Annotated in this window: 18 protein-coding genes and 1 riboswitch; of the genes, 4 read left to right on the forward strand and 14 right to left on the reverse strand. The window is 61.9% G+C overall.

From position 1 onward, the window contains the following. Positions 1 to 651: 651 nt before the first annotated feature. From thiH to BN1137_RS06360, 9 genes are all read right to left on the reverse strand, one after another. On the reverse strand, positions 652 to 1842 hold the full coding sequence (thiH, locus tag BN1137_RS06320; protein ID WP_198150606.1) for a 2-iminoacetate synthase ThiH: 1191 nt from the start codon (positions 1840 to 1842) through the stop codon (positions 652 to 654). Positions 1843 to 1904: 62 nt separating this feature from the next. Beyond that, a complete protein-coding gene (locus tag BN1137_RS06325) occupies positions 1905 to 2672 on the reverse strand; it encodes a thiazole synthase (RefSeq protein WP_050717769.1) in 768 nt (255 codons plus the stop codon). An 85-nt stretch (positions 2673 to 2757) separates the two neighbouring features. Beyond that, entirely contained in the window at positions 2758 to 2964 is a 207-nt protein-coding gene (gene thiS, locus BN1137_RS06330; protein WP_050717770.1) for a sulfur carrier protein ThiS, read from the reverse strand. After that, positions 2961 to 3749, reverse strand: coding sequence for a HesA/MoeB/ThiF family protein (locus BN1137_RS06335; protein WP_050717771.1), 789 nt, complete (start codon positions 3747 to 3749; stop codon positions 2961 to 2963). Before BN1137_RS06335 ends, thiS begins: the two co-directional genes overlap by 4 nt. Next, the gene (gene thiE / locus BN1137_RS06340; protein WP_050717772.1) at positions 3739 to 5304 is read right to left on the reverse strand and encodes a thiamine phosphate synthase; all 1566 of its coding nucleotides are present in this window, start codon (positions 5302 to 5304) and stop codon (positions 3739 to 3741) included. The genes BN1137_RS06335 and thiE overlap by 11 nt, the downstream gene beginning before the upstream one ends. After that, the gene (gene thiC, locus BN1137_RS06345; protein WP_050717773.1) at positions 5301 to 7343 is read right to left on the reverse strand and encodes a phosphomethylpyrimidine synthase ThiC; all 2043 of its coding nucleotides are present in this window, start codon (positions 7341 to 7343) and stop codon (positions 5301 to 5303) included. Before thiC ends, thiE begins: the two co-directional genes overlap by 4 nt. Positions 7344 to 7601: 258 nt before the next feature. Next, positions 7602 to 7715, reverse strand: a riboswitch (TPP riboswitch). Positions 7716 to 8000: 285 nt separating this feature from the next. Then, positions 8001 to 9413 (reverse strand): aerolysin family beta-barrel pore-forming toxin, encoded by a 1413-nt coding sequence (locus tag BN1137_RS06350; protein WP_408605533.1) that lies wholly within the window; start codon positions 9411 to 9413, stop codon positions 8001 to 8003. A gap of 355 nt (positions 9414 to 9768) precedes the next feature. Continuing rightward, entirely contained in the window at positions 9769 to 10248 is a 480-nt protein-coding gene (locus BN1137_RS06355; RefSeq protein ID WP_050717877.1) for a hypothetical protein, read from the reverse strand. Positions 10249 to 10336: 88 nt separating this feature from the next. Continuing rightward, positions 10337 to 10753, reverse strand: coding sequence for a hypothetical protein (locus tag BN1137_RS06360; protein WP_050717775.1), 417 nt, complete (start codon positions 10751 to 10753; stop codon positions 10337 to 10339). Between the two features lie 90 nt (positions 10754 to 10843). Between BN1137_RS06360 and BN1137_RS06365 the strand changes: the two genes are divergently transcribed. Together BN1137_RS06365 and BN1137_RS06370 are read left to right on the forward strand one after the other, a co-directional pair. Next, positions 10844 to 11536 (forward strand): response regulator transcription factor, encoded by a 693-nt coding sequence (locus BN1137_RS06365; protein ID WP_050717776.1) that lies wholly within the window; start codon positions 10844 to 10846, stop codon positions 11534 to 11536. Between the two features lie 15 nt (positions 11537 to 11551). Beyond that, complete coding sequence (locus BN1137_RS06370; protein WP_050717777.1) at positions 11552 to 12799, forward strand: sensor histidine kinase; 1248 nt, start codon at positions 11552 to 11554, stop codon at positions 12797 to 12799. Positions 12800 to 12946: 147 nt separating this feature from the next. Here BN1137_RS06370 and rimK read toward each other — a convergent pair whose 3' ends face one another. The 3 genes from rimK to metH form a co-directional block, all read right to left on the reverse strand. Then, positions 12947 to 13843, reverse strand: coding sequence for a 30S ribosomal protein S6--L-glutamate ligase (gene rimK, locus BN1137_RS06375; protein ID WP_050717778.1), 897 nt, complete (start codon positions 13841 to 13843; stop codon positions 12947 to 12949). 147 nt (positions 13844 to 13990) lie between these two features. Then, positions 13991 to 15052, reverse strand: a complete 1062-nt coding sequence (locus BN1137_RS06380; RefSeq protein WP_050717779.1) for a Gfo/Idh/MocA family oxidoreductase — start codon at positions 15050 to 15052, stop codon at positions 13991 to 13993. 39 nt (positions 15053 to 15091) lie between these two features. Then, the gene (gene metH, locus BN1137_RS06385) at positions 15092 to 18763 is read right to left on the reverse strand and encodes a methionine synthase (RefSeq protein ID WP_408605529.1); all 3672 of its coding nucleotides are present in this window, start codon (positions 18761 to 18763) and stop codon (positions 15092 to 15094) included. Positions 18764 to 18980: 217 nt separating this feature from the next. Here metH and BN1137_RS06390 point away from each other — a divergent pair, with 217 nt between their 5' ends. Continuing rightward, positions 18981 to 20258 (forward strand): cation:proton antiporter, encoded by a 1278-nt coding sequence (locus BN1137_RS06390; RefSeq protein WP_050717781.1) that lies wholly within the window; start codon positions 18981 to 18983, stop codon positions 20256 to 20258. Positions 20259 to 20738: 480 nt separating this feature from the next. After that, on the forward strand, positions 20739 to 20915 hold the full coding sequence (locus BN1137_RS22350; protein WP_157433650.1) for a hypothetical protein: 177 nt from the start codon (positions 20739 to 20741) through the stop codon (positions 20913 to 20915). A gap of 495 nt (positions 20916 to 21410) precedes the next feature. Here the strand turns inward: BN1137_RS22350 and BN1137_RS06395 are convergent, their stop codons facing one another. Together BN1137_RS06395 and BN1137_RS06400 are read right to left on the reverse strand one after the other, a co-directional pair. Continuing rightward, positions 21411 to 23939, reverse strand: coding sequence for a fused MFS/spermidine synthase (locus BN1137_RS06395; protein ID WP_198150597.1), 2529 nt, complete (start codon positions 23937 to 23939; stop codon positions 21411 to 21413). 87 nt (positions 23940 to 24026) lie between these two features. Further along, positions 24027 to 25595: an arylsulfatase gene (locus tag BN1137_RS06400; protein ID WP_050717782.1), complete on the reverse strand. Its 1569-nt coding sequence runs from the start codon at positions 25593 to 25595 to the stop codon at positions 24027 to 24029. Positions 25596 to 25633 lie beyond the last annotated feature (38 nt).

Consider the following 25633-nt stretch of genomic DNA (forward strand, 5'->3'; position numbering starts at 1 on the left):
GAGCTACGAAATATATTGAAAGAGAATACAATTCAATCTGAGGCGTCTGAGGCATAACAAGATGCTTGCGTTGGATACATTTCTGCTACATCCCAATTTTTCGCAGAGTGCAGATCCCATTTGCTCAGTACCGAGTGCCGTGGGGTGTAATGAACGAAGTGAATTTCACCTCGCTTCACAACAGTGGTGCAATGCGCTCGGCTTACTGCACCCTACGATGACCCTGAGGTGATGGTGAGCACGGTTTTGGCTCCCCCTCCAATCCGCCGAGGGGAAGGAGCAAGGTCAGGAGTGCCATCAGGGATGATGGCGCAGACGCAGCCGGCACAGGGATGTGCCGTCTGCGGCGGTCCGTCCGACCTTGTGCCTTACCCGAGGGAAACCGCGTAGCGGTCGGACTGGCGGGGGAGAAGACCTTTGGTGACTTTGGGTCTTTCCAAAGTCACTCGCCCCGGCCCGAAGGGCGGGCGAAACCCCTTCGAGGCCCTGCGGCCTCGCGTCCTGCACGGCGTAGCCGTGCCATCTATCCCCTCATGCTGCAAAACGGCCGATTACGCCTGACGGCTAATCGACCCTACGACTGCACGGCAACGCCGTGCCCTCTTGCCACAGGCACGGAGTTTGACTGAACTTCACCGCCACGCCGGGCGGCTACCGGCCAAGGAAGGATTCCCAGTCCTTAAACACCGGCTGCAACCCCGCCTGCCGCACGGCCGCCGCTACTTCCCCCAGGGATCTGTCGTCGTGGATGGCGAACTGCTCCAGCTCCTCCTGGCCGCCGTCGGCGTAACCGCCGGGCTGGGTACGCGACTCAGCCGACATCTGGGTGATGCCAAGGCGCAGGGCGCCGTTGCGAAACGCCGGGGATTCGCGAGTAGAGAGGGAGAGATCCAGCGTCGGCGAGAACAGGCGCCAGGCGCAGATTAGCTGCACTAACTGGCGATCCGTCATGGTCACCTCGGGCTCCAGCCCCCCGGTGCAGGGACGCAGGCGCGGGAAGGACAGCGAATAGCGACTCTGCCAGTGGTGGCGCTCCATCCAGGCCAGGTGCTCGGCCACGAAATAGCTGTCGGTACGCCAGTCCGATGAGAGACCGATGAGCGCACCGAGGCCAATCTTGTCCACCCCGGCGCGGCCGAGCCGGTCCGGGGTGGCGAGGCGCCACGCAATGTCCTGCTTGTTACCGCGCAGGTGATGGCGGGCGTAGGCGGGGGCGTGATAGGTCTCCTGATAGACCATGACGGCGTCCAGCCCGAGGCTCTTCAGCTCGGCGTATTCGGCCTCGGACAAAGGCTGCACCTCCATCCCCACAGTGCTGAAATGGCAGCGGATGATGGGCATCATCTCGCGAAAATAGGCCATCCCCACCTTGGTCTCGTGCTCACCAGTTACCAGCAGCACGCTGTCAAAGCCCCGCGCCTTGATGGCGAGGCACTCACGCTCTATCTCCTCCGCATTCAGGGTCTTGCGCTTGAGGCGGTTGCTCATGGAGAAGCCGCAGTAGCTGCAGTCGTTGGCGCAGAGGTTCGACAGATAGAGCGGCACATAGAAGCCGACCGTGTTGCCAAAGCGCTGGCGGGTGAGACTTTCTGCCTGCTGGGCTAGCTGGGGCAGATAAGCCTCTGCCGCAGGGGAGATCAGCGCCATAAAATCCTGCAGGCTGCGGCGCGATTTGCCCAGCGCTAGCTCCACATCCCGGGTCGTCTTGGCACGGATCTGCATGCCAACGTCGTCCCAGTCGAGCTCCTGCCAGCGATCGATAAAACTCGCTTCCTTTGTCTCGGCCGCGGCCCTCACCCCCAGCCCCTCTCCCAGAGGGAGAGGGGCGCGGATCCCCTCCATCTCAGGAAGAAGGGCGAGAGAGGCAATCGTCACCGAGTCCTGCCCCGTGCCCATGCTCTGACTCATAGGGCCTCCAGAAAATCGGTGAGGGGGCTGGAGGCGCTGGCCTGGAAGCCGCGGACCCCAAGCCCGGCCAGATGGGCGCTGCGGCCCGCCTCGCAGGCGAGCGCGAAGGCGCGGCCCATGGCGACAGGATCGCCGCTCACTGCGATGGCGGTGTTGACCAGCACCGCATCGGCGCCGAGCTCAAACGCCGCCGCTGCATGGCTGGGGGCCCCTATGCCCGCATCCACCACCACGGGCACATTAGCCTGCTCGATGATGATGGAGAGGAACTCCCGGGTCACCAACCCCTGATTGGAGCCGATGGGGGCGCCGAGCGGCATCACGGCGGCGCAGCCCACCTCTTCGAGCCGCTTGCAGAGCACGGGATCGGCGCCGCAGTAGGGCAGCACCACAAAGCCCTCCTTCACCAGTTGCTCCGCGGCTTTCAGCGTCTCTATGGGATCCGGCAGCAGGTATTTGGGGTCCGGGTGGATCTCTAGCTTCAACCAGTGGGTGCCCAGCGCCTCGCGGGCCAAGTGGGCGGCAAACACCGCCTCGGCGGCGGTCTTGGCGCCGGAGGTGTTCGGCAACAGCTTGACCCCGAGTTGCAGCAAGGGGCTTAGGATATCGTCGTGGCGCTTGCCGGGCTCCAGGCGCTTGATGGCCATGGTGACCAGCTGGGAGCCGCTCGCCTCGATGGCGGCGGCCATCAGCTCTGGGCGGGCGAACTTACCGGTTCCGGTAAAGAGGCGGGATGAGAAGGTGTGATCGGCAATGCGTAGCATCTTAGCCTCCGGCCATAGTGGTAAAAAGAGATGGCGATCCGCCGCGAGGCTGACCCATCAGGAGTGAGAGGGCAAACTTCATGCGTTAGCCTCCGGCGATGGCGGTAAAGAGGTGAAGTTCATCCCCCTCAACGAGAGGGGTCTCGAGCCAGCGGCTGCGGGGCAGCACGGCGCCGTTAAGGGCCACCGCCACCCCCTGGGGGGCGACGGCTTGCGCCGCCAGCAGCGCGGCCACGCTGGCGCCCTCTTCCGTTGTCAGGGGCAGCACCTTATCGTTCAATCGAATATTCATGGGCAATCCTTGTTGGCGCTGCCGTGGCCATTGCCACAAACAGAGCAGGCGGGATCCGCGGGCAGGCGTAGGCTCTGCCACTCGTGGGTCAGGGCATCGAAGCGGCGCAAGGTGCCCGCCACCGGGCTCTCACGGCCGAGCAGCAGCTTGATGGCCTCCAACGCCTGCAGGGAGCCCATCACGCCCACCAGAGGGCCTGTGACGCCGCTGCTTTGGCAGCTCTCTCTTATTTCGGTATCCGCCGGGTAGAGGCAGGCGTAGCAGGCGTGCTCAGGCGCGCTTCGCACCATCAGCTGCCCCTGCCAGCCAACCGCGGCGGCGGAGACCCAGGGCTTGCCCTGGCCTACGCAGGCGGCGTTGATGGCGTGGCGAGTGGAGAGGTTGTCGCAGCAGTCGATCACCAGATCCACCTCGGCCACAAACTCCGGCAGGCTTGCCTCATCGAGGCGCTGGTTGATGGCGATCAGCTCCACCAGCGGGTTATGGGCCGCCAACCGTTCCCGGGCCAGTTCGGCCTTGGAGCGGCGCAGATCCTCCCCCGTGTAGAGAAACTGGCGCGGCAGATTGCTGGAATCCACCACGTCGCCATCGGCGAGCCAGAGCGTGCCTACCCCAGCCCCGGCGAGATAGAGCGCCAGCGGCGAGCCTAAGCCACCGAGGCCGACAATGAGCACCGACTTCTCTTTCAGCCGCGCCTGTCCCGCCTCCCCGATCTCGGCCAGCATCAGCTGACGGCCATATCTCAGATACTCTTCGTCACTCAGAGACGCCTCGTCAGAAAGCATGTTCCACCTCCTTTGCCGGAATGGCGGAGAGCGCCGGATCCCCTACTCCCACGGCGGCCAGCAGCCGGGCCGTGGCACTTTGCCAGTCGTCACTGGCTGTGATGGCGGAGACCAGGGCGATACTGCCGACCCCACTCTCCTGCACCTGGGCTATGCGCGACTCGCCTATGCCACCGATGGCGACCGTGGGCCAGTCCGCCATCAGGGCGCGGTAGTGGTGCAGCCGCACCAGCCCCTGGGGGCGCGACGGCATCTGCTTGGTGTTGGTGGGGAAGATGTGGCCGAGCGCGATATAGGACGGGGCGAGTTCCCGCGCCCGCATCAGCTCGAAGTAGCCGTGGGTGGAGATGCCAAGGCGCAGGCCGGCGGCCTGGATGGCGGCAAGATCCGCCGTCTCCATGTCCTCCTGCCCCAGGTGCACACCGTAGGCGCCGGCCTCGATGGCCAACTGCCAGTAGTCGTTGATAAAGAGCCGGGCCCGATACTGGCGACCCAGCGCCACCGCCTTGGCGATGGCGGGCATCACCTGAGCTTCTGGCAAGTCCTTGATCCGCAGTTGCAGGGTCTTGACCCCCTCACCGAGCAGCCGCTCCAGCCACTGCACCGAATCCACCACGGGATAGAGTCCGAGGCTGTGCTCGGTTGGGGCGAAGGGGCCTTGCGGCAAGCGAGCCTCGCTGGCAGGACAGAGACCGAAGCGGCGATCCAGTTCAGACCCTGCCAACACGGCGCGTGGGAACTGGGCGAGATCCCCGGGCCAGCCGAGGTGGGCGATGGGGCCTGGGCCGGCCCCCACCCCCTGCGCGCCCGCCAGCCCTTGTTGCAGGTAGGCTCGGGCGAGGGTGATGGCGTCTTCGATGGGGTAGTCCAGCGCCACGATGGCGGCGATGGCGCTGGCGTAACAGCAGCCGGTGCCGTGGCCGTGACGGGTGGCAAGCCGGGGCGCGGCCAGCCAGAACTCGCGGCCCTCGTCCTGGTAGTAGTCGAGGCAGTGATCCCCGCTCCAATCGAGGTGGCCGCCCTTCACCAGCACCGCGCGGGCACCGAGTTCGCGCAGGCGCGCAGCCCCCGCCCGCACCAGCGCCGGGCTGGTCGCCGGAATGCCGGTCAGGGCTTCCAACTCCGGGCCGTTGGGGGTGATAAGCGACAAGCGTGGCAGCAGGTGTTCACGCACCGCCGCCAGCATGTTCGGCTCCGCCATGGGAGTGCCTGTGCTGGCGATGGCAACCGGGTCATAGACCACGAAGGGGGCGCTCAGGGTATCGAGCCGGCGGGCCAGCACCTCCACATGCAACCGGGTCGGCAGCAGGCCTATCTTGATGGCGGCAGGGGGCAGATCGACGCCGAGGGCGTCGATCTGGGCACAGAAGCTCTGCATCAGCACGGGATCCACCATCTTCACCGCCACCGAATTCTGGGCCGTGATGGCGGAGATCACCGAGCAGCCGTGCACCCCGAGGGCATGCAGGGTATGCAGATCGGCCTGGATGCCGGCGCCGCCCCCGGAGTCCGAACCCGCTATGGCCCAGACGATGGGTTTGGATTCGCCGTTCATGCTTCTTTCCGCTCCTGCTTGAGCGCGGCGGCCTGATGGTAGATCTCGCCCCCCTTCTCCTTGAAGACTTCCGCCATCTGGGCCATGCCGGTTTCAACCTCAGCCATCACAGACTCAGGCTGACCATCCATGCCCACCAGTTTCACCTCGACCGCTTCGAGTTTGGCGGCGTAGTCACGCACGTCCTGGGTGATCTTCATGGAGCAGAACTTGGGGCCGCACATGGAGCAGAAGTGCGCCACCTTGCCGGACTCCTGGGGCAGGGTCTCGTCGTGGTAGGCGCGGGCGGTCTCGGGATCCAGCGCCAGGTTGAACTGATCCTCCCAGCGGAACTCGAAGCGCGCCTTGGACATGGCGTTGTCGCGGATCTGCGCGCCCGGGTGACCCTTGGCGAGATCCGCGGCGTGGGCGGCGATCTTGTAGGTGATGAGGCCCTGCTTCACGTCCTCCTTGTTCGGCAGCCCCAGGTGTTCCTTGGGGGTGACGTAGCAGAGCATGGCGCAGCCATACCAGCCGATCATGGCGGCACCAATGCCGGAGGTGAAGTGATCGTAACCGGGGGCGATATCGGTGGTGAGCGGGCCCAGGGTGTAGAAGGGCGCCTCGTGGCAGTGCTCCAGCTGCTCGGTCATGTTGCGCTCGATCATGTGCATGGGCACGTGGCCCGGCCCCTCGATCATCACCTGCACGTCGTACTCCCAGGCGATCTTGGTGAGCTCCCCCAGGGTGCGCAGCTCGGCGAATTGCGCCTCGTCGTTGGCGTCATGGATGGAGCCCGGGCGCAGGCCGTCCCCCAAGGAGAGTGCCACGTCGTAGGCCGCGCAGATCTCGCAGATCTCCCGGAAGTGCTGGTAGAGGAAGCTCTCCTTGTGGTGCGACAGGCACCACTTGGCCATGATGCTACCGCCGCGGGAAACGATGCCGGTGAGGCGCTTGGCGGTCATGGGCACGTAGCGCAGCAGCACGCCGGCGTGGATGGTGAAGTAATCCACCCCCTGCTCCGCTTGTTCGAGCAGGGTGTCGCGGAACAGCTCCCAGGTCAGATCCTCGGCGATGCCGTTGGTCTTCTCCAACGCCTGATAGATGGGTACGGTACCGATGGGCACCGGGCTGTTGCGCAGGATCCACTCGCGGGTCTCGTGGATGTTGCGGCCGGTGGAGAGATCCATGACGGTATCGGCGCCCCAGCGGGTGGACCAGACCAGCTTCTCCACTTCTTCTTCGATGCTGGAACTGACCGCCGAGTTGCCTATGTTGGCATTGATCTTCACCAGGAAGTTGCGGCCGATGATCATGGGCTCGGTTTCCGGGTGGTTGATATTGCTGGGGATGATGGCGCGGCCGGCAGCCACTTCATCGCGCACGAACTCAGGCGTGATGTTCTCCGGCAGACGGGCACCAAACCCCTGGCCCGGATGCTGGCGCAGCAGCAACTCGGAGCGCACCCGCTCGCGGCCCATGTTCTCGCGAATGGCGATAAATTCCATCTCGGGAGTGACTATCCCCTGGCGAGCATAATGCAGCTGGGTCACCCACTTGCCAGCCTTGGCGCGGCGGGGTTTCGGCAGCTGCTCGAAGCGCAGGTGATCCAGCCCCTCGTCCGCCAGGCGCTCCTGGGTGAAGGTGGAGCTCAGGCCCGACAGCGGCTCGGTGTCGCCCCGCTCCAGCACCCAGGCTTCCCGCAGGCGCGGCAAGCCGAGGCGCACGTCTATGATGGCGTTCTCGTCCCCGTAGGCGCCCGAGGTGTCGTAGACAGGCACCGGCTCGTTGGCTTCGAACTTGGGCTCTTCCTTGCTGCCACCGACGAAGGTGTCGGCCAGGGCGATCTCCCGCAGCCCCACCCGGATGTCGGGGCGAGATCCTTCGATAAAGATGCGCTTGGAGTTGGGGTGGGCCATGCCCTTCAGGTTATCGATAAAACGCTGGGCGCTGGCACGCTGCTCGCGGCGGCTGGCGGGAGCGGCCTTGGCATTGTCGGAAACGGGCTGTGTTGCTGAAACAGATTGTGCTTCTTGAGCGGACTGGATTGGGGTAGACATAGCAAAACTCACATTAACTGGTTGAAGTTATGGGTATTTGCTTGTCTGGAGTTCGAGGAGAAGATGAACCAATGGGTGAGATTTGCTCTCAAGAGGGAGGGGTGCGCGCAGGCTCCCGACTCGTCCTTGTCACAACCTGAAGGTCGCCATCGAAATGGCATTCAGGCAGGGCAAGCTCCCCCTTGTGCGCCCTGACTCATCGAGGAACGGCTCCTCTTGATGAGCGGGAGAGGCTTGTACCTCTCCCCGCGCGGCAACCCACTGGTTACCCTTGTTTCCCTTCGCAGGTTCTAGCCTGATCAGGTTCCACGGATCCCGAATTAACGGTCTCAGCTTCGCGTCGTTCGACGGTCAGCACTCCGACAAGATGGCGCCAGTATAAGTGGGGTTTCGTAAAGTACAAGCCATTAACACCGCCGACCGGTGACAAGGCTTGGCCAGGATGCTGAGCTGACGGGTGAAGGCGAGGGTTGAATAAGCCAGCCCCGTTTCAGACCAGCGAACAGGGCGGTTGACTCGCGGCCGGCATTGGTAACGCACTCAGGACACGGCCGGACAAGCCAACCACAGGCAGATAAAATCGCTAAAAAATAGATATTTAACAAACAAAAACCGGGCAAAAGCCCGGTTTTGTATACTGTTTTGACTGCCACTGGTTCACTTGCCGGCGGCGGGTTCTACCTTGAACTCGACATTGCCAAACCCGGCTTGAGCCAGTTCATCCGTGTCGAGGGCAACGCCGGTGAGCGCTACCGCATCACTGTTCGCTCTGCGCAGCGCCATGACCTTCTGCGCTTTCGGCTGACCGATCTCTATGTCGCCTGCGAACTGGCTCTCGGCATAGAAATCACCGGAGACGGTGGAGCGAACCGGCCGCAATACTTGCCCAAGTAAAGATTGCATGTTCGCCAAGCCATGCTGGCTGATGGTCCAGTTCCAGTCCCACCACTTCACTTCACCCGGGATGTAACGCTTGCTCCACTGGTAGTTGATGCTGCTGGCATTGTCACGGAAAGGACCGATAGCGAAGGTATGGGCCTTGGTCGGACGATCCCCTGGATGGGTATGCCAGGCATTGCCACCCCAGCGCAGGAAGCCGTTCAGGGTCAGGTCATAATTAATATCCGCTTTGAATTCATACGGATAAGAGACATTGGCCTTATACAATGCAACCCGGACCGGTACACTGGAATGGGGCGGCACAGTCGGGCGAGCTTCTATTGATACCGTTTCGGTTGCTGAGCCCCCTTCTTGACGAGCCCAGGTCTGGCTGGACGATATTTCCACCGAGTATTCGGTGCTGGATACCTGAGGGATTTGGAAGGTTTTCTTGATCCCCACCTTCTCACTCAAGCCATAGGTATCGGTCTTGGACCAGTTGGTCGCCTTGTCGTACTTGAGAGTCACCACCACCTGCTGGGGCAGGTCGGTATAGTTGGTCGCCGTGGCTGTGATGGTCTTGACCAGCTGCTTGCCGCTTTCAGTCACCAAGCCGTGGCTGAATGAACCCGGATCCAGGGTGTAGGAGAAGTTGCTCACCTTGATGGAGGTCTTCTCGCCACAGCGATAACCACTGCAGCCCCCCCCATTATTTCCCTGGATGAGCCAGCCATCACTGACGCGAGTGATATCCATATCTTCACCCACATATTGGCTATGATCGCCACCGACCCAGGCATAACCCAAATTATGGGCAAGATAGCTGACCGGCCTGATGAAATAATCATTGTCATGGACCATACGCCATTGCACATCGATCTCATCACCAGCCGGAATATTCCATGCAGATAAAACAGGTATTTCTCCTGTTATCGGTTTCTTGGGATAACACCAGGTATCGCTCGCGCTACCTTGCTTTATTTCACCACTATAACCTGAGCCCATGATGACCCAGTTATCAGCCAGGCCGGTGATCTGCCATTGCCCCATCTTGCTGACTATATCGCTGCGGATACTCATGGCCTCATTACGCGTCAGGGCGCGATAATCATCACCACAGCGCTGGCTACCAAGGCTGAAGTACTTCAGCTGGTCTGGATAGATGGGCTCTGCCCCATAGGCCTGGCTCATCAGCAGCGTCGAAATGGTCAACGCCAGACCGGTTATTTTTAGTTTATCCATAGCTCCCCCGATATTGTAGGTATTGGCATGCGAATGATATTTATCTCGTTGCATGCAAGGGGACAGTATCAGCCAAAAAGAGCCTGGATTGCGATCGAGTCCACACTTTAATTATTAACAGCAGACCTGACACCAATTAACAAATTGGTTATCTTGTTGATGATAAATTAAATATCAGAGTCATTACTTTATTATTTAATTTGTAATTTTCGTGGTGTTAAAGTTTTTAATTATTAAATATTCAGGCCAGCACTATTCGAGCAGTTCGAATATCAGTCAGATAAGTGAGCCCTATTAAGACCCGCTATTCCGGGTCTTCTTCCGGATTGGGGATCAGCACCTCGGTCAATCGCCCGTCCTCATCACGGCTCAACACCAGTCTACGGCCCGCCTGCAGATCCGCCGGGCTGCCGTTCAACCAGCGGGTCTCCGTATCGAACACCAGCACCCCCAGCTCCTGCAGCAACAATGCCTGCCCCGCCACGGCGAGCAGCCTGTCTTCCGCCCGCAGCCACTGGTTGCTCTGGGCCAGGGTCGGGGCCGAGGCAATCACCTGGATCTGCTCGGCGACGCCATGGCGACTGTGGATGGCGAGCCGCATGCCGGGTTTCAGTGCATCTGGCCCATCGACACCGACCAGATTGGCGCTGCCAAGCTCCAGCTCAGCTCCTTGAAATTGCAGATAAATGCCGTCGTTTTGCTCCAGCTCCACCAGCCAGAGTTCTTGCTCGGCAGCCAGAACGCAAAACGGTAACGCCAACAGGATCAATGTGCTTCGAGTCATGACAAGCAGGCCCATGGTCAACCTCGCGATGAGGTTTAACTATGGGCCTGAATGGGCACTTTTTCCGCCTTGTGGAGGGATCCGCGTCTCAATCATCCTCACGGCAGCGACTCAGCCGCATGCCGTCAAACTTGCATTCGAGCTCCAGCCAGCGCCCTTCGAAGGGGGCTAGGCTGTCATCCGAGGTGACGTAGCCCCAAACCCGCCCATCGACCACGGGCCCTTCCAGCTCCATCTGGTCTTTCTCTTCCAGTGCTTCCACCTCGCGGATCAGCCGTTGCTCCCCCTGCACTATCCCTTCCAGATCGACCCAGCTGCCGCCCAGATCATCCTCGCTCAGCCCATCCTTGAAGCGGGTTTGTTCATCGATAACGAAGGGAATGCCGTTGACCATCAACTGGCCCAATTGCCAGGTGGTGCGGCCGGTCAGTTTGAACTCGGCCGACTGCACAGTGCCAAATGGCAGCAATATGAGCAGCAGGAGAGCGCAGAGAGACTTCTTCATCAGGGATCCTCGGGGTTACACTGACGCACAGCGTGGCTTATTTGATGTGAAATAGCCGTGAAATAGCGGTCGAGACCGGGAGATCAGAGCATGAAAATACTGGTGGTGGAAGACAATCCCCAGGTAGCAGAGACCATCATGGATTATCTGGAGCTGGCGGGACACCGGCTGGATTGTGCCTATCACGGTCAGGCCGCCCTGCAACTGCTGGCCGAGCAACGCTTCGACGTCATCATCATGGATGTGATGATGCCACGGCTCGATGGGCTGAGCACGGTCGAGCGACTGCGGGCCGAAGGCATAGCGACGCCGGTGCTGTTTCTCACCGCTCGCGACAGCCTGGACGACAAGCTGGCCGGTTTTCGTGCCGGCGGTGACGACTATCTGGTCAAGCCGTTCGCCATGGAGGAGCTGGAAGTCCGGCTGCAGGCCCTCTCCCTGCGTGGTCCCCGTGGCGATCTGGGGCCCCTCAGCTATGGCGAGCTGGAGGTGGATCCCGCCAGCGGCCGTGCCAAACGGGCCGGCGTGGAGCTCAAACTCGGCAAGATCCCGTTTCAGATCCTGACCCTGCTGGTGAAGCGTGCCCCCCAGCTAGTGACGCGCCAGGAGGTGCTCGATACCGTCTGGGGGGATGAAGAACCCGACTCCGATGCCCTGCGCAGTCACATCTATGCCCTGCGCAACGCCCTCGACAAGCCCTTCTCCAGCCCCATGCTGGAGACCCTGCACGGCCAGGGTTACCGGCTGACGAAGCATGAGAGCGAGCACGCCAATGACCGCTAACGAGCGACTGATGTCATGAGTCTGCCCAGTCTGCGCCGCCGGCTGATCCTGGCGCTGGGGGGGGCCGGGCTGCTGCTGCTGGTGATCCTCAGCCTGCTGATGGTGGTGGCCGAGAACAAGATAGAAGAGCTCAGCCTGCGTCACTGGCTGGAGGCCGAAGTCACCCGCTACAACGATGACTGGCTGCGACTGGGCCCGGCGGCGCCCGCCCCCAGCCCGCGCCAGTTCTCCAGCTACTGGACCCAGGCCGGCCGGCTGCCCGCCTGGCTCAAGCCCTTCCAGAGCCCGGGTTTCTTCGAGCATCAGCTCGGCAAGGAGGACAAGCACTTCCTGGTGCGGCCTCATCCCTCCGGCCAGGGGTTGCTCTATCTGGTCTTCAACGATGACGCCGACGACTATCTGGATCCTTACGAAGACAAGTTGCACCTGGTCACCCGGCTGATCGGGCTAGCCTTGCTGCTGGGCTGCATCGGCTTTGGGATCTGGCTGGTGCGCCACATCACCAGGCCGCTGGAGCGACTGCGCCAGCGGGTCGCCCACCTCACCCCGGATCAGGCGGATTTCGTGCCAGACGCCCCCTGGCAGGAGCTGCGGGAGATCGAGCTGGCGCTGCTGGCGGGCAAGCATGAGGTGGCCGCCGTGTTCGCTCGCGAGCAGGAGTTCAGCCGCTTCGCGAGCCACGAACTGCGCACCCCCAACATGGTGATCCAGGGCTCGGCGGCCCTGCTCGGCAAGGTGACTGACTTGCCCGCCCCCGCCGCCCGGGCGACCAGTCGCATTCGCGCCGCCAGCGATGAGATGGCGCTGCTCACCGAGACCTTCCTGCTGCTGGGTCGCAAGGAGGCGGTAGAGCGGCCAGCACAACAGGTGGCCCCACTGATCCAGCAAGAGCTGGCGCGCCTCGCGCCCCTGTTGCAGCGCGAGAGCCTGGACATCCGGCTCAGCCTCGATGAGCAGAGTGAGGTACAGGCCCCGCTCTCCCTGCTCTCCATCGCACTGGGCAATCTGCTCAAGAATGCGCTTAGCTACGCCGATGGCCATATCGAGATAGTGCTGACGGGGCAGGCCCTCACCATCAGCAACCCCACCGCCGCAGCGCCGGATCAGATCCTCGGCTATGGCTGTGGCCTGACCATCATCCAGCGTATCTGCGAGAAGCTGGGCTGGCAGATCAGCACCCGGCTGGAAGAGGGGGTCTTTAGCGCCAGGCTGGCGATGGGTCAGGGAGCTGTCATTGACGACGGTTCATCCCAGGTTGAGTGATTGCTCGTAACCTGCTAGCCCCCTCATCCCCGACCCTTCTCCCACGAGGGGAGAAGGGGGACGAAATGACCAAACTTGCAAGCAAGCCAGAAACGACAAGGCGCCCGAGGGCGCCTTGTCTGTTCCAACCATCCCGGATTACCGGATTTACTCTGCCGGCTTGTGCTTGCGGCTCGCCTTGAGTTCCAGAAAATCGATGATCTTGCCCGCAACATCCTTGCCGGAGGCGGCTTCCACCCCTTGCAGGCCGGGGGAGGAGTTCACCTCCAGCACCAGCGGGCCGCGGGCAGAACGCAGTATATCCACCCCGGCCACGTCCAGCCCCATGATCTTGGCGGCCTGCACCGCGGTCGCCCGCTCTTCCGGGCTTATCTTGATCGCCTCGGCGGTGCCGCCACGGTGCAGGTTGGAGCGAAACTCCCCGGGCTGGGCCTGACGGCGCATGGCAGCAACTACCTTGCCGTTGACCACCAGGCAGCGGATGTCGGCGCCGTTGGCCTCGCGGATATACTCCTGCACCAGAATGTTGTTGTTGGTCTGAATGAAGGCTTCGATCACGCTCTCGGCGGCCTTCTGGGTCTCGCACAACACCACGCCTATGCCCTGGGTGCCTTCCAGCAGCTTCACCACCAGGGGCGCACCGCCCACCATAGTGATGAGATCCGGCACGTCGTGGGTGCTGTGGGCATAACCGGTGATGGGCAGGCCGATGCCGTGGCGCGACAGCAACTGCATGGCGCGCAGCTTGTCACGGGAGCGGGAGATGGCCACCGAGCTGTTCAGCGCCATGGTATTCATCATCTCGAACTGACGCAGCACGGCGGTACCGTAGAAGGTGATGCTGGCGCCAATGCGCGGGATCACGGCGTCATAGTTCTCAAGCTCCCGCCCTTCGTAATGAATCGAGGGATTGTGGGAGGCGATGTTCATGTAGCAGCGCAGGGTGTCGAGCACCTCGACCTGATGACCACGAGCCCGAGCCACCTCGACCAGACGGCGGGTGGAATAGTTGTTGGGCTCGCGGGATAAAATGGCAATATTCATGGAAATGGCAGACCTGATAATCGGACTGGAGAGTATAAGGTGCCATGAACGGCTGGCAACGCCAATCCTTTCCCCTCACCATGCGCCGTTCTGCAAGAAGGTCCCAAAACAAAGGGCAACGTTCTGCAAACGTCGGTTAAAACAGCGTCAATGCGGACCGCGCAGCCCCTGTTGCAGCTCAAGCAGCAGCCCTACTTCCTGCAGACGGCGGGCCGTCGCACCACTCCATCCTGCGACCGGAATCGGCACCAGCAGGGTCTGGGCGATGCAGTGGCGATAGAGGGGCCCCTCCAGTTGCCAGCGCTGTACTAGGCCATTCTCATGATGGTGCAGCCAGGCCTGATTGCCGCTGCGCAGCAGCTCGAGACGACGACTATCCTTGAGCCGCAGGCAGAGTCCCTTCTTTTCCACCCCGGGCCCCGCGTACTTGTCGAGCCAGAGCGTCAGCGGTACTCCGGCGGCCGCGCCGCGCAGGCAGGCACGCCCCTCGGCGGTGCTCAAGTCCCCAAGCGTTATGGGCTGACCCAGCCGATCGCAGACGCCCTCGGCCACCAGATGCAGACTGTCGTCGCCACCGAGGGCCACCAGCAGCTCGCGGATCATCGCCAGCACATGGGTGCCTATGTCGAGAATGACGCCATCCGGGTGATGAAAGGTCCGTTGATCCGGCTCGCCGGTCGCGAAGTTGAGAGCAAAGGGATGACCCTCTGCATCGATGCCGCAGGGCTCCAGCAGGAAGCCCTCCACTTCAGCCACGTCCAGAATGGTCGCGGGTCGAACCTGCGCCTCGTCCGTTAGCAGCTGCCAGCTGGCATCCAATCCGTCGCCAAGAAGTTGCTGCACGGCGCTGCGCGCCATCCAGTGATCCAGCGCCAGCACCCGAACCGCCATCTGGGGGTCGGCCAATAGCGCCTGCAAGCGGTCGTGCTGGACCAGGCTGGCCACCACGGGTTTCTCCACCAAAATCAACGGCACCGCGCTTGCCAACGCCTGCTCCAGCACCGGCAGGTGCAGCAGAGAAGGGGTGGCAATGACCAGCCTGTCCAGCGGCAGGGCCAGCAGGGCTTCCAGACTCTGAGCCTGGGTTACCCCCGGCAGCGTCTGCACCGGGTCAAAGCCCCATATTTCAGCATCTTTCGCCAATGCGGCGAGCGCAGGCAGATAGGCCGTCTGTACCACGGCCCCCAGACCGACGAATCCAATCTTCATCACTACCTCGATTCAGGGTCAGCCAGTCGGCTCACCCGTTTAATGCAAGTTCGGCCCCAGCCAGCGTTCGGCCTCTACCAGGGTCATGCCCTTGCGCACGGCGTAATCCTCAACTTGATCCTGCTGGATCTGCGCCACCGCGAAGTATTTGCTGTCGGGGTGGGAGAAGTACCAACCCGACACCGCCGCCCCCGGCCACATGGCGTAGGATTCGGTCAGTTGCATGCCGATGGCCTGCTCGACCTCCAGCAGCTCCCAGATGCTGCCCTTCTCGGTGTGCTCGGGGCAGGCCGGATAGCCGGGGGCCGGGCGTATGCCCTGATAGTTCTCGCGAATAAGCTCCTCGTTACTGAGCGCCTCGTCCGCGGCATAACCCCAATGCACTTTGCGCACCTGCTCGTGCAGGTACTCGGCGAAGGCCTCCGCCAGACGGTCACACACCGCCTGAATGAGGATGGCGTTGTAGTCGTCGTGATCGACTTTATAAGCATTGGCGATGGCCTCTTCCCCTATGCCGCCGGTCACCGCGAAGGCGCCGATCCAGTCAGCTTTGCCACTCTCTTTCGGCGCCACATAGTCTGCCAGACAGTAGTTGGGGAAGCCCTGCTTCTCGCTCTGCTGGCGCAGGTGGTGCAGCACTTTGCGCACTTCGCTGCGCGACTCGTCGGTGTAGACCTCGATGCTGTCGCCGACCCGGTTGGCGGGGAACAAGCCTATGATGCCGGCGCAACGCACGCTTTGATCCTGCTCGAGTTTATCCAGCATGGCGTTGGCATCGGCAAACAGGGCGGTCGCTTCCTCGCCGATGATTTCGTCTTCCAGGATGCGCGGATACTTGCCCGCCAGCTCCCAGCTCAGGAAGAAGGGCGTCCAGTCGATGTAGGGGCGCAGCACCGAGATGGGCACGTTTTCGAATTTCTGCACGCCCGGCTCACGGGGCGCTGGCGGCTGATAGTCGACCCAGTCCAGTCGATGGTGGTTGGCACGGGCATGGGCCAGGCTGACCGGTTTGGATCTCGGCTGCTTGCGGGCATGCTGATCCCGGGCAATCTCGTACTCCTTGTCGATGCGGGCGACGAAGGCGGGCTTGAGTTCAGGATTGAGCAGACTCTGGGCCACCCCGACCGCGCGCGACGCGTTCGACACATAGACCACGGCTTCACTGTAGTTCTGCTCTATTTTGACCGCGGTGTGGGCCTTGGAGGTGGTGGCACCGCCGATCAACAGTGGCAGCTTGAAGCCCTGACGCTCCATCTCCTTGGCCACGTGTACCATCTCGTCAAGCGACGGGGTGATCAGGCCAGAGAGGCCGATGATGTCAGCTCCCACTTCCCGCGCGGTCTTGAGGATCTTCTCGCAGGAGACCATGACCCCGAGATCCACGATCTCGTAGTTGTTGCACTGCAGCACCACGCCGACGATGTTCTTGCCGATGTCGTGCACGTCCCCCTTCACGGTGGCCAGCACGATTTTGCCGTTGCTGTAGCCGCCCTGTTTCTCGGCCTCGATGTAGGGCTGCAGATAGGCCACAGCCCGCTTCATCACCCGCGCCGATTTCACCACCTGGGGCAGGAACATCTTGCCCGCGCCAAACAGGTCGCCGACCACGTTCATGCCGTCCATCAGCGGCCCTTCGATGACGTGCAGCGGCTTCTCGGCCCCGGCCCGCGCCTCTTCGGTATCCTCTTCGATGAAGTCGGTGATGCCCTTGACCAGGGCGTGCTCGAGCCTCTTGCCCACCGGCCAGCTGCGCCACTCCTGATCCCGTGGATCCTCCGCCTGGGCACCGGCGCCGCGATACTTCTCGGCGATGGCCAGCAGATCCTCGGTGGCGTTGTTGTTGAGGTTGAGCACCACCGCCTCGACCTTCTCTTTCAGCTCCGCCGGGATGTCTTCATAGATGGCGAGCTGGCCGGCGTTGACGATGCCCATGTCCATGCCGTTCTGGATGGCGTGGTAGAGGAAGACAGCGTGGATGGCTTCGCGCACCGGTTCGTTGCCACGAAACGAGAAGGAGACGTTGGAGACGCCGCCGGAGATCATGGCGTGGGGCAGGTTGTCCTTGATGTCCTTCACCGCCTCGATGAAGTCCACCGCATAGTTGTTGTGCTCATCGATCCCGGTCGCCACCGCGAAGATGTTGGGATCGAAGATGATGTCTTCCGGCGGGAAGCCGACCCTGTCCACCAGGATGCGATAGGCGCGCTGGCAGATCTCGAACTTGCGGGCACGGGTGTCGGCCTGCCCTACTTCGTCGAACGCCATCACGATGACGGCGGCGCCGTAGCGACGCAGCAGCTTCGCCTGCTGGATGAATTTCTCCTCCCCCTCCTTCATGGAGATGGAGTTGACCACCGGCTTGCCCTGCACGCACTTGAGGCCCGCCTCCAGCACCTCCCACTTGGAGGAGTCGATCATCACCGGTACCCGGGCGATGTCCGGCTCGCCGGCGATCAGGTTCAGGAAGCGCACCATGGCCGCCTCGGCGTCCAGCATCCCCTCATCCATGTTGATGTCGATGATCTGGGCGCCGCTCATGACCTGCTGCTTGGCCACATCGAGGGCCTCGTCATAGAGCCCCTCCTTGATCAGCCGCTTGAACTTGGCCGAACCGGTGACGTTGGTGCGCTCCCCCACGTTCACGAACATGGATTCGGCGGTGATGATGAGCGGCTCCAGGCCCGACAGACGGCAGGCCACCGGCAGCTCGGGCAGGGCCCGAGGGCGGATGCCCGCGACCGCCTCGCTCATGGCACGGATATGGGTCGGGGTGGTGCCGCAGCAACCCCCCACTAGGTTCAAGAAGCCACTCTGGGCCCACTCGCGAATGTGCTCCGCCATCTCGCCCGCGTCCAGATCGTACTCGCCGAACGCATTGGGCAGACCGGCGTTGGGGTGGGCGCTGACATGGGATTCGCTGATGCGCGACAGCTCCGCCACATATTCGCGCAGCTCATCCGGGCCGAGCGCGCAGTTGAGGCCGAACGACAGCGGCTTGACGTGGCGCAGGGAGTGATAGAAGGCCTCGGTGGTCTGGCCGGAGAGGGTGCGACCGGAGGCGTCGGTGATGGTGCCGGAGATCATCACCGGCAAGCTGTAACCCAGCGCCTCGAACACCCCTTCCACCGCGAAGGCGGCGGCCTTGGCGTTCAAGGTATCGAAGATGGTCTCGATCAGGATGATGTCGGCGCCGCCCTCGATCAGGGCGTGGGTCGATTCGGTGTAGGCGGCCACCAGCTCGTCATAGGTGACGTTGCGCTTGCCCGGATCGTTGACGTCCGGCGAGATGGAGCAGGTGCGGTTGGTGGGGCCCAGCACCCCAGCCACGAAGCGCGGTTTGTGAGGCTCTCTGGCCGTCCACTCGTCGGCGACGGCACGGGCCAGTCTGGCCGCTTCCCGGTTGATCTCGGCGGAGAAGGCTTCCATCTCGTAATCGGCCATGGCGATACGGGTGGCGTTGAAGGTGTTGGTTTCGAGGATGTCGGCGCCGGCGGCGCAGTACTGATCGTGTATCTCGCGGATCACCGCGGGTTTGGTCAGCACCAGCAGGTCGTTGTTACCCTTGATGTCGGTATGCCAATCGGCGAAGCGCACGCCTCTGTAGTCCGATTCACCGAGCTTGTAGCCCTGGATCATGGTGCCCATGGCACCATCGATGATCAGGATCCGTTCCTTGAGGCAGGCTTCCAGTTTCTTTTTTATGCTCGACATTGTGTTCGACACCGCTCGTTCCTCTTACATCCATGCAACTGCGCGAAGCCCATCCTAGCAGCAAACAAATCAAATGGAAATCTAGCCGTCTATCTGTCCGTGATGGTGATTAAATATAACCATAAATAGGTAATGAGTGCACCCGAAGCGGGGAGTACCCTATGCCCGTCCTTCATCGGGATACGTGCTTGCTGTATTACAAAAGAGAAAAATAACTATGAGCGTCTACTACACACTCTGTTTCTTGGCAGCGTTGGCGATATTCATCGCCTTTGCCAACCAGTATGTTGTGAAGATCCAGACCACCATCGCCATCACGGCCGGATCCATGCTGATCTCCGCCCTGCTGGTGCTGTTTGGTAAGTTGGGTTGGTTCAATCTGGAACCTCTTGCCGTCAAAACCATGGAGAGCATCGACTTCCAGAATTTCCTGCTGAAGGGGATCCTGGGCTTCCTGCTGTTCGCTGGAGGCCTTGGCATCAATCTGAAGGCGCTGCGCAGCCAGAAGTGGGAGATCACCATTCTCTCCATAGTGGCCACCTTGCTCTCGACCTTCCTCATCGGCTACGGCTTCTGGTTTATCGCCAAGCTGCTGGGCTGGGAAGTCCCGCTGGTTTACTGCATGTTGTTCGGTGCCCTTATTTCTCCTACCGACCCCATCGCCGTGCTGGCCATCGTCAAGAAGATGAAGGCGCCACCCCAGATCGCCATCCAGATCGAGGGCGAATCCCTGTTCAACGACGGCGTCGGCCTGGTGATCTTCGCCACCGTGTTTGCCGTCGCCTTTGGCGGGGTCGAGCCGACCTTCGGCAGCGTGGCTGGCCTGTTCCTGCATGAGGCCCTCGGCGGCATCCTGTTCGGCGCCGTGCTGGGCCTCATCGCTCACGTGATGATCAGCGCCACCGACGATGGCTCCCTGGAGCTGTTGCTGACCCTGTGCATCCCGACCGCGGGCTTCGCCTTCGCCAACATGATCGGCGTCTCTGGCGCCCTGGCCATGGTGGTGACCGGCATCATGATCGGCAACTGGACCCGCCAGTCCGGCTTCTCTGAGCAGAGCAAACACCACCTGGATCACTTCTGGGAGTTGATGGATCAGTTCCTCAACGCCCTGCTGTTCCTGCTGATCGGCCTGGCACTGGTGCTGCTGGATCTCGCCTGGCAAGACTGGATCCTGCTGGTCATCGCAGTGCCGCTCTGTCTGGCTGCCCGCTTCATCAGCGTGTCGCTGCCCTACGTCGCCTTCCGTCGTTTCCGCAGCTACAACACCTTCTCCATCCGCATCCTGACCTGGGGCGGCCTGCGCGGCGGCCTGGCCATGGCCATGGCGCTGGCGCTGCCCTCCGGCGTCATGGTGCTGCCGGAGCACGGTGTCGATCTGCGTGAGGTGATCCTGGTGATGACCTACTCGGTGGTGATGTTCTCCATCGTGGTGCAGGGCATGACCATCACGCCGATGATCACGGCTGCCAAGAAGGCCAGCGGCAGTTACTAAGCCACTGTCTTAAGTCATCTTGATGTGTGAAAAGGGCTCCCGGCGGGAGCCCTTTCTGCTGGTGCTGACCACGGCATCCAGCCTGGTCTCTCACCCTGTGTCTAAATTTCTGCCAAATACGGGTTGCTTTTCATGCAAATCGAGGAGAGAATGCGCGCCGGCTAGTTAATCAGCCCTGATTATGTTTACCCTGCAATGCTTCACCTCACGATGAATCCTGTCAGTACCCGCATAACCTTCTTCTGATTTACTCGCCTCGAGAACCGCCAGGCTGTCTGCCTGCGTTGCACGGCTCTCACGGCGCAGACCCGTTCTGCCCACCTCCAAGTAGCATCATGCATCCGCATGTTCCTTGGCGCATTCCTTGAAAGTGCAGACGCCCCCAAGGGGCTGGGTATTCCTGCGCGGATTCTGACCGCGTCTATTGACCTAACATTTGCCGAACAAGGAGCAATTATTTAATTTATATAGAGAAATACCATGATGAAAGCAGTACATACACACAAACCCCTGCGTCGTAGCAAGCCTATCAACCTGCCCCCGCAAGAGCAGGATGACGATACCTTCCTGATCCAGTTCAGCACCCGTTTCAGCGGTGGCTTCGCCATCTCCTGTGACGGCATCCCTGGCGAGTTCTCCATCGAAGACCTCAACTGACGTTTCATTACGTCCAGCAGGAACCGCCTTGCTACCTTGAATGGCCCCGAATTTTCCAGGCACTCTGTTGCTGAAAATGGACGGTTTTTCAAGCTAGACAGCAACAGCCCAATCAGGCACCAAAGCGCCTGATTGGGCTGAATAATATCCCGGCCTTATCAAATGCATCGTGCTGGGCCCGGCCTCTTACCAGCTAACTGCGACCCTTGACCCGTTCCCATTTAACTAACGGGAACCGCTCCCGGCGACCACGCCACCCTGACCGTCGACCCCCTCCCCCAGACTGCCGCTCAGCTAAAAAGCCACCAGCAAGCTCTGCCACTTCCCCGCGATCCATTAACTGCCCAGATCCCGATACACCAGCACTTGTGCATTGTTTGTAGCGCCAAGCTGCCATCAACCGCCAGATCCACCCTCATGTCGTGCTTTATCGCCTCGCCGGTGTGCTGACGAAAGCACGCACCGCCAGATACCAGCCAACCTTCTTGCTCGAACTCAACCACCGATAAACCAGCGGTAGTAAGGGTTGATGCGCTCTGCCGGGGTCATCTGGCCGACACCGCGCGCCCATGCGTTGCGATTGCCCTGATAGGCGTAGAAGGCCACCGAGTAGAAGTGATCCAGAGATTGCCATTCGGTCTCTACCGCGGCCTTGAACGCCCCATCCGCATTAATGAGTGGCGGCGGGGTGCGCAGGGACAGCAGCTCGGGCAGCACCCGGGTGATCTCGTTGCGTCTGACCCAGGGCGCGTATTCGATGCGGGGCCAGTCGTCGGTCACCGGCAGGGCATCGCCGGCAAAGCGCAGCAAACCGTCCCGATCCGTGACCCAGGTGGCCAGCATGGCGGCCGGGTTGTCGATACCGACCTCGGCCAGGGCGGCCGCGACCTCGGGCCGGGCGAAGCGCTGGCTGATCTTCGGCGCATCCAGCACCAGGGGGTCGAGGGAGCCAATCAGCAGCATCTCGTGAAATTCCGTGGTCCAGAGGGTGGCGTGGGGGAACACCTCTATAAAACTGCGCACCAGGGTGCGGCTCTCTTCGATGTTCTGGGTAGGCAGCGGCAGCCACTGGGCCAGCAGGCCGCTCTTATGCAGGCGGCGGGCGGCGAGCTGATAGAAGTCGCGGGAATAGAGATTCACCACTCCGGCCGCCGAGGGGGGCGGCGGCTCCAGGGTGATGAGATCGTATTGCTCGTCGCTTCGCAGCAACTCCCGCCGTCCGTCGCGCAGGCGAATGTCGAGGCGTGGATCCCGCACCGCAGCGTAATTGCCCTTGAACAAGGGCGCGGCTTCCAGCACCTCCGGCAGCAGCTCGGCCACCACGGGACGGGTCAGGCCAGGGTCACGCAGCATGGCGCCGGCGGTAATGCCGGTACCAAAGCCGATCACCAGGGCCGACTCCGGCTGCTTGTCATGAATGAGCAGGGGCAGCAGTGCCTGCAACCGCATGTAGCGCAGGGAAGGCATGGCATCACCGGTATTGGACACCCCCTGGATATAGAGACGATTGAAGCTTTTCTCTGCATTGCCCTGGGTGACGACGGCCACAGTGCCGCCCTTGCCTTCGTGGTAGTAAGCCAGCTGCCCGTTTCGTGCTCCCGGCAGCAACTCGGCCAGTCGCTGGGGCGGCGTCAGCACGCCGATGGCCAGAGTCGCCAGCGTCATGACGAGGACGGCACCACGATAGCGGCGCTGGGCCGGGCTCTGCCAGGCCGCCACGCAGCCCACCAGGGCCGCCAGCATGGCCAGCAGCGCCAGGGTGCGAACCAGACCGATCTGAGGGATCAGCACAAACCCGGTCAAGGCCACCCCGACAATGCCGCCAAGGGTATTGAGGGCCACCACTGTGCCCACATCCCGGCCCACCCGTTGACTGCTGGCCGCCAGTCTCAGCGCCAGCGGGAAGGCGGCGCCGAGCAGCGTGGTGGGAAGGAAGACGGTAGACAACGCCACCGTTAAGAAGCGAACGCACATGCCTGCCAGCTCATTGCCGGTCAGCTGCAGGGTCCAGGCCTCCAGCTGGGATTGAGCCATGACGAGCCAGCGGCCGAGGCCCGCCACCTGCAGCAGCGCCAGCAGCCCGGCCATGGTGATCAGCAGGCCGAACAGCCCCCAAGGATTGTGGATACGCTCGGCGCGGCGTGCGTAGAGGGCGCTGCCCAGCATCAGCCCGGTCAGGTAGGTGGCCAGCACCATGGCAAAGGCGAAGGTGCGGGTACTCATGAACTGCACGATGGATTGGCTCCAGACCACCTCGTAGCCGAGGGCGATGCCACCGGCCACGCAATAGAGCAGCACGGCGAGACGTGCCGAGGCGCTGCGGGGCTCAGGAGAAGATAGCGTCGGCAGGGGGAGTTGCGCGCGGCGATACCACAGCCAGGCGCCGATGGCCGCCAGCAGGTTCAGGGCGGCGGCAACGAAGGCGCTACCCTTGACGCCAAGTTGCGGCAGCAGCACGAAGGCGGTGAGCAGGGTGCCGACGATGGCACCGGCGGTATTGGCCGCATAGAGGCTACCCCCCGCTCGCGCCACCTGATGGCTGGCCGGAGTCAGGGCGCGTACCAGCACTGGCAGGGTGCCCCCCATCAAGAAGGCGGGCAGGCCGACGAGCACGAATGGCAACACCCAGGCGAGCAGACCCAGGGTCATTTCCAGGCGTGCAAAGAGTTCGGCCACGTTGGCCAGCGCCAGGGTGGCGCCGACGCCGAGCAAAGCCACGGCCAGTTCCAGCCCGGCGTAGAGGCGTACCGGTTGACTCAGGCGGTCGGACTTGCGACCGAAATAGAGTCCGCCGAGGGCCAGACCGGCAAAGAAGGCGCTAATACCCGTGGTGACGGCATAAACTTCTACCCCCACCACCAAAGACAGTTGTTTTACCCAGAGAACTTGATAGATCAGCGCAGCTCCCCCTGATGCGAACAGCAGCGAGGCGGGCAGCAACATATTCAGAGAGGGTCGATTGCGGGCGACCTCGTCCACCTTGTGACGGCGGGGTGCGGAAGGGGTGCGGGCGGCTGTAGACATCGAGAACGCCTTATCGGATCGGGTGATCCGTACGAGCAGAAGAGATAAAAAGGCGCCCGCTCTGGGAGGGCGCCTTGGCGATACTTATTATTTTTTGTCCATCTTGGCGTCGATCTGCTTTTGTACATCGGCCTGGATCTGGTCGATGCTGAAGCTGGCCGGACGCTGGCTGGGCGGGTAGTCGACGAAGGTTTGCAGGAAGGTCGCCGCCTTGCGGGTGGCTTGCATCAGCAAATAGTCGTTCTTGGCCAACCAGTCGTAGTACTGGTCGGAGACCACATCGGCCCGCTCGTACGGATCCATGCGCAGGTTGAACAGTTTCGGGGTGCGCAGGCAGACGAAGGGCTCGCTCCAGACCTGCATGCCACCCGGTGCACGCTGCTCACAGTAGACAATCTTCCAATTGCCCATGCGCATGCCTACCAGGTCACCATCATCGCTGAAGTAGTAGAACTCGCTACGGGCGCTCTTGTCGCTCTTGCCGGTCAGATAGTCCAACTGGTTGAAGCCGTCGAGGTGCACCTTGAAGTTCTTGCCACCCACATCGGTGCCCTTGAGCAGGCGATCCTTGATGTCGGTGTCGCCCACCGCGGCCAGCAGGGTCGGGAACCAGTCAAGCCCTGAGAACATCTGGGTAGAGATGCTGTCCGGCTTGATATGACCAGGCCAGCGAACCAGCGCCGGAACCCGGAATGCCCCTTCCCAGTTGGAGTTCTTCTCGTTGCGGAACGGCGTGGTGGCCGCATCAGGCCAGGACCACTGGTTCGGACCGTTGTCGGTGGTGTACACGACTATGGTGTTGTCCGCGATCTTCAGGTCGTCCACCGCCTTGAGCAGTTTGCCGACGTCGCCGTCATGCTCGAGCATGCCATCGGCGTACTCGTTGCCCGGCATACCGCTCTGTCCCTGCATGGAGTCACGCACGTGGGTGAAGGCATGCATGCGGGTGGTGTTCATCCAGACGAAGAAGGGTTTCTCCGCCTTGACCTGCTTCTCCATGAAGTTGATGGCGGCCTGAGTGGTGTCATCGTCGATGGTTTCCATCCGCTTCCTGTTGAGCGGACCGGTATCCTCGATCTTGCCATCGGCGGTGGAGTGGATCACCCCGCGCGGGGTCGCGGCCTTGATGAACTCGGCATCATCTTTTGGCCAGTAGGGGCGCTCTGGCTCCTCTTCCGCATTCAGGTGGTAGAGGTTGCCGAAGAACTCGTCGAAGCCGTGGTTGGTGGGCAGGTATTCATCCTTGTCCCCCAAGTGGTTCTTGCCGAACTGGCCGGTGGCATAGCCGTGGGACTTCAGTGCCTGGGCTATGGTCACGTCACGGGCCTGCAGGCCGACCGGCACCCCGGGCATACCTACCTTGGAGAGGCCGGTACGCAGTGCGGACTGGCCGGTGATAAAGGTGGAACGACCGGCGGTACAGCTGTTTTCCGCGTAGTAATCGGTGAACAGCACCCCTTCCTTGGCGATGCGGTCGATGTTCGGGGTCTGGTAACCGACCACCCCCTTGCCATAGGCACTGATGTTGGTCTGGCCGACATCATCGCCGAAGATCACCAATATGTTGGGTTTCTCCGCCGCGGCGGCGGCCGAGGCCGCCAGGGCTGTCACTATGGAAAGTGCCAGCCCGGGCATCCACTTTCTTGCAAATGTCATAGTTACTTCTCCGTATCACGCTACTGTCCTTGTCCGCG

Origin of the sequence: Aeromonas tecta (genome assembly GCF_000820185.1) — a bacterium.
Taxonomy (GTDB): Bacteria; Pseudomonadota; Gammaproteobacteria; order Enterobacterales; family Aeromonadaceae; genus Aeromonas; species Aeromonas tecta.

Excerpts from the sequence above, each read along its gene's own strand:
- metH (WP_408605529.1), bottom strand. The coding sequence starts at position 18,763 with ATGTCGAGCATAAAAAAGAAACTGGAAGCCTGCCTCAAGGAACGGATC.
- BN1137_RS06325 (WP_050717769.1), bottom strand. The coding sequence starts at position 2,672 with ATGCTACGCATTGCCGATCACACCTTCTCATCCCGCCTCTTTACCGGA.
- thiC (WP_050717773.1), bottom strand. The coding sequence starts at position 7,343 with ATGTCTACCCCAATCCAGTCCGCTCAAGAAGCACAATCTGTTTCAGCA.
- BN1137_RS06380 (WP_050717779.1), bottom strand. The coding sequence starts at position 15,052 with ATGAAGATTGGATTCGTCGGTCTGGGGGCCGTGGTACAGACGGCCTAT.
- BN1137_RS22350 (WP_157433650.1), top strand. The coding sequence starts at position 20,739 with ATGATGAAAGCAGTACATACACACAAACCCCTGCGTCGTAGCAAGCCT.
- rimK (WP_050717778.1), bottom strand. The coding sequence starts at position 13,843 with ATGAATATTGCCATTTTATCCCGCGAGCCCAACAACTATTCCACCCGC.
- BN1137_RS06355 (WP_050717877.1), bottom strand. The coding sequence starts at position 10,248 with ATGACTCGAAGCACATTGATCCTGTTGGCGTTACCGTTTTGCGTTCTG.
- thiE (WP_050717772.1), bottom strand. The coding sequence starts at position 5,304 with ATGAACGGCGAATCCAAACCCATCGTCTGGGCCATAGCGGGTTCGGAC.
- thiS (WP_050717770.1), bottom strand. The coding sequence starts at position 2,964 with ATGAATATTCGATTGAACGATAAGGTGCTGCCCCTGACAACGGAAGAG.
- BN1137_RS06360 (WP_050717775.1), bottom strand. The coding sequence starts at position 10,753 with ATGAAGAAGTCTCTCTGCGCTCTCCTGCTGCTCATATTGCTGCCATTT.
- thiH (WP_198150606.1), bottom strand. The coding sequence starts at position 1,842 with ATGGAGGGGATCCGCGCCCCTCTCCCTCTGGGAGAGGGGCTGGGGGTG.
- BN1137_RS06335 (WP_050717771.1), bottom strand. The coding sequence starts at position 3,749 with ATGCTTTCTGACGAGGCGTCTCTGAGTGACGAAGAGTATCTGAGATAT.
- BN1137_RS06350 (WP_408605533.1), bottom strand. The coding sequence starts at position 9,413 with ATGAGCCAGGCCTATGGGGCAGAGCCCATCTATCCAGACCAGCTGAAG.
- BN1137_RS06390 (WP_050717781.1), top strand. The coding sequence starts at position 18,981 with ATGAGCGTCTACTACACACTCTGTTTCTTGGCAGCGTTGGCGATATTC.
- BN1137_RS06370 (WP_050717777.1), top strand. The coding sequence starts at position 11,552 with ATGAGTCTGCCCAGTCTGCGCCGCCGGCTGATCCTGGCGCTGGGGGGG.
- BN1137_RS06395 (WP_198150597.1), bottom strand. The coding sequence starts at position 23,939 with ATGTCTACAGCCGCCCGCACCCCTTCCGCACCCCGCCGTCACAAGGTG.
- BN1137_RS06365 (WP_050717776.1), top strand. The coding sequence starts at position 10,844 with ATGAAAATACTGGTGGTGGAAGACAATCCCCAGGTAGCAGAGACCATC.
- BN1137_RS06400 (WP_050717782.1), bottom strand. The coding sequence starts at position 25,595 with ATGACATTTGCAAGAAAGTGGATGCCCGGGCTGGCACTTTCCATAGTG.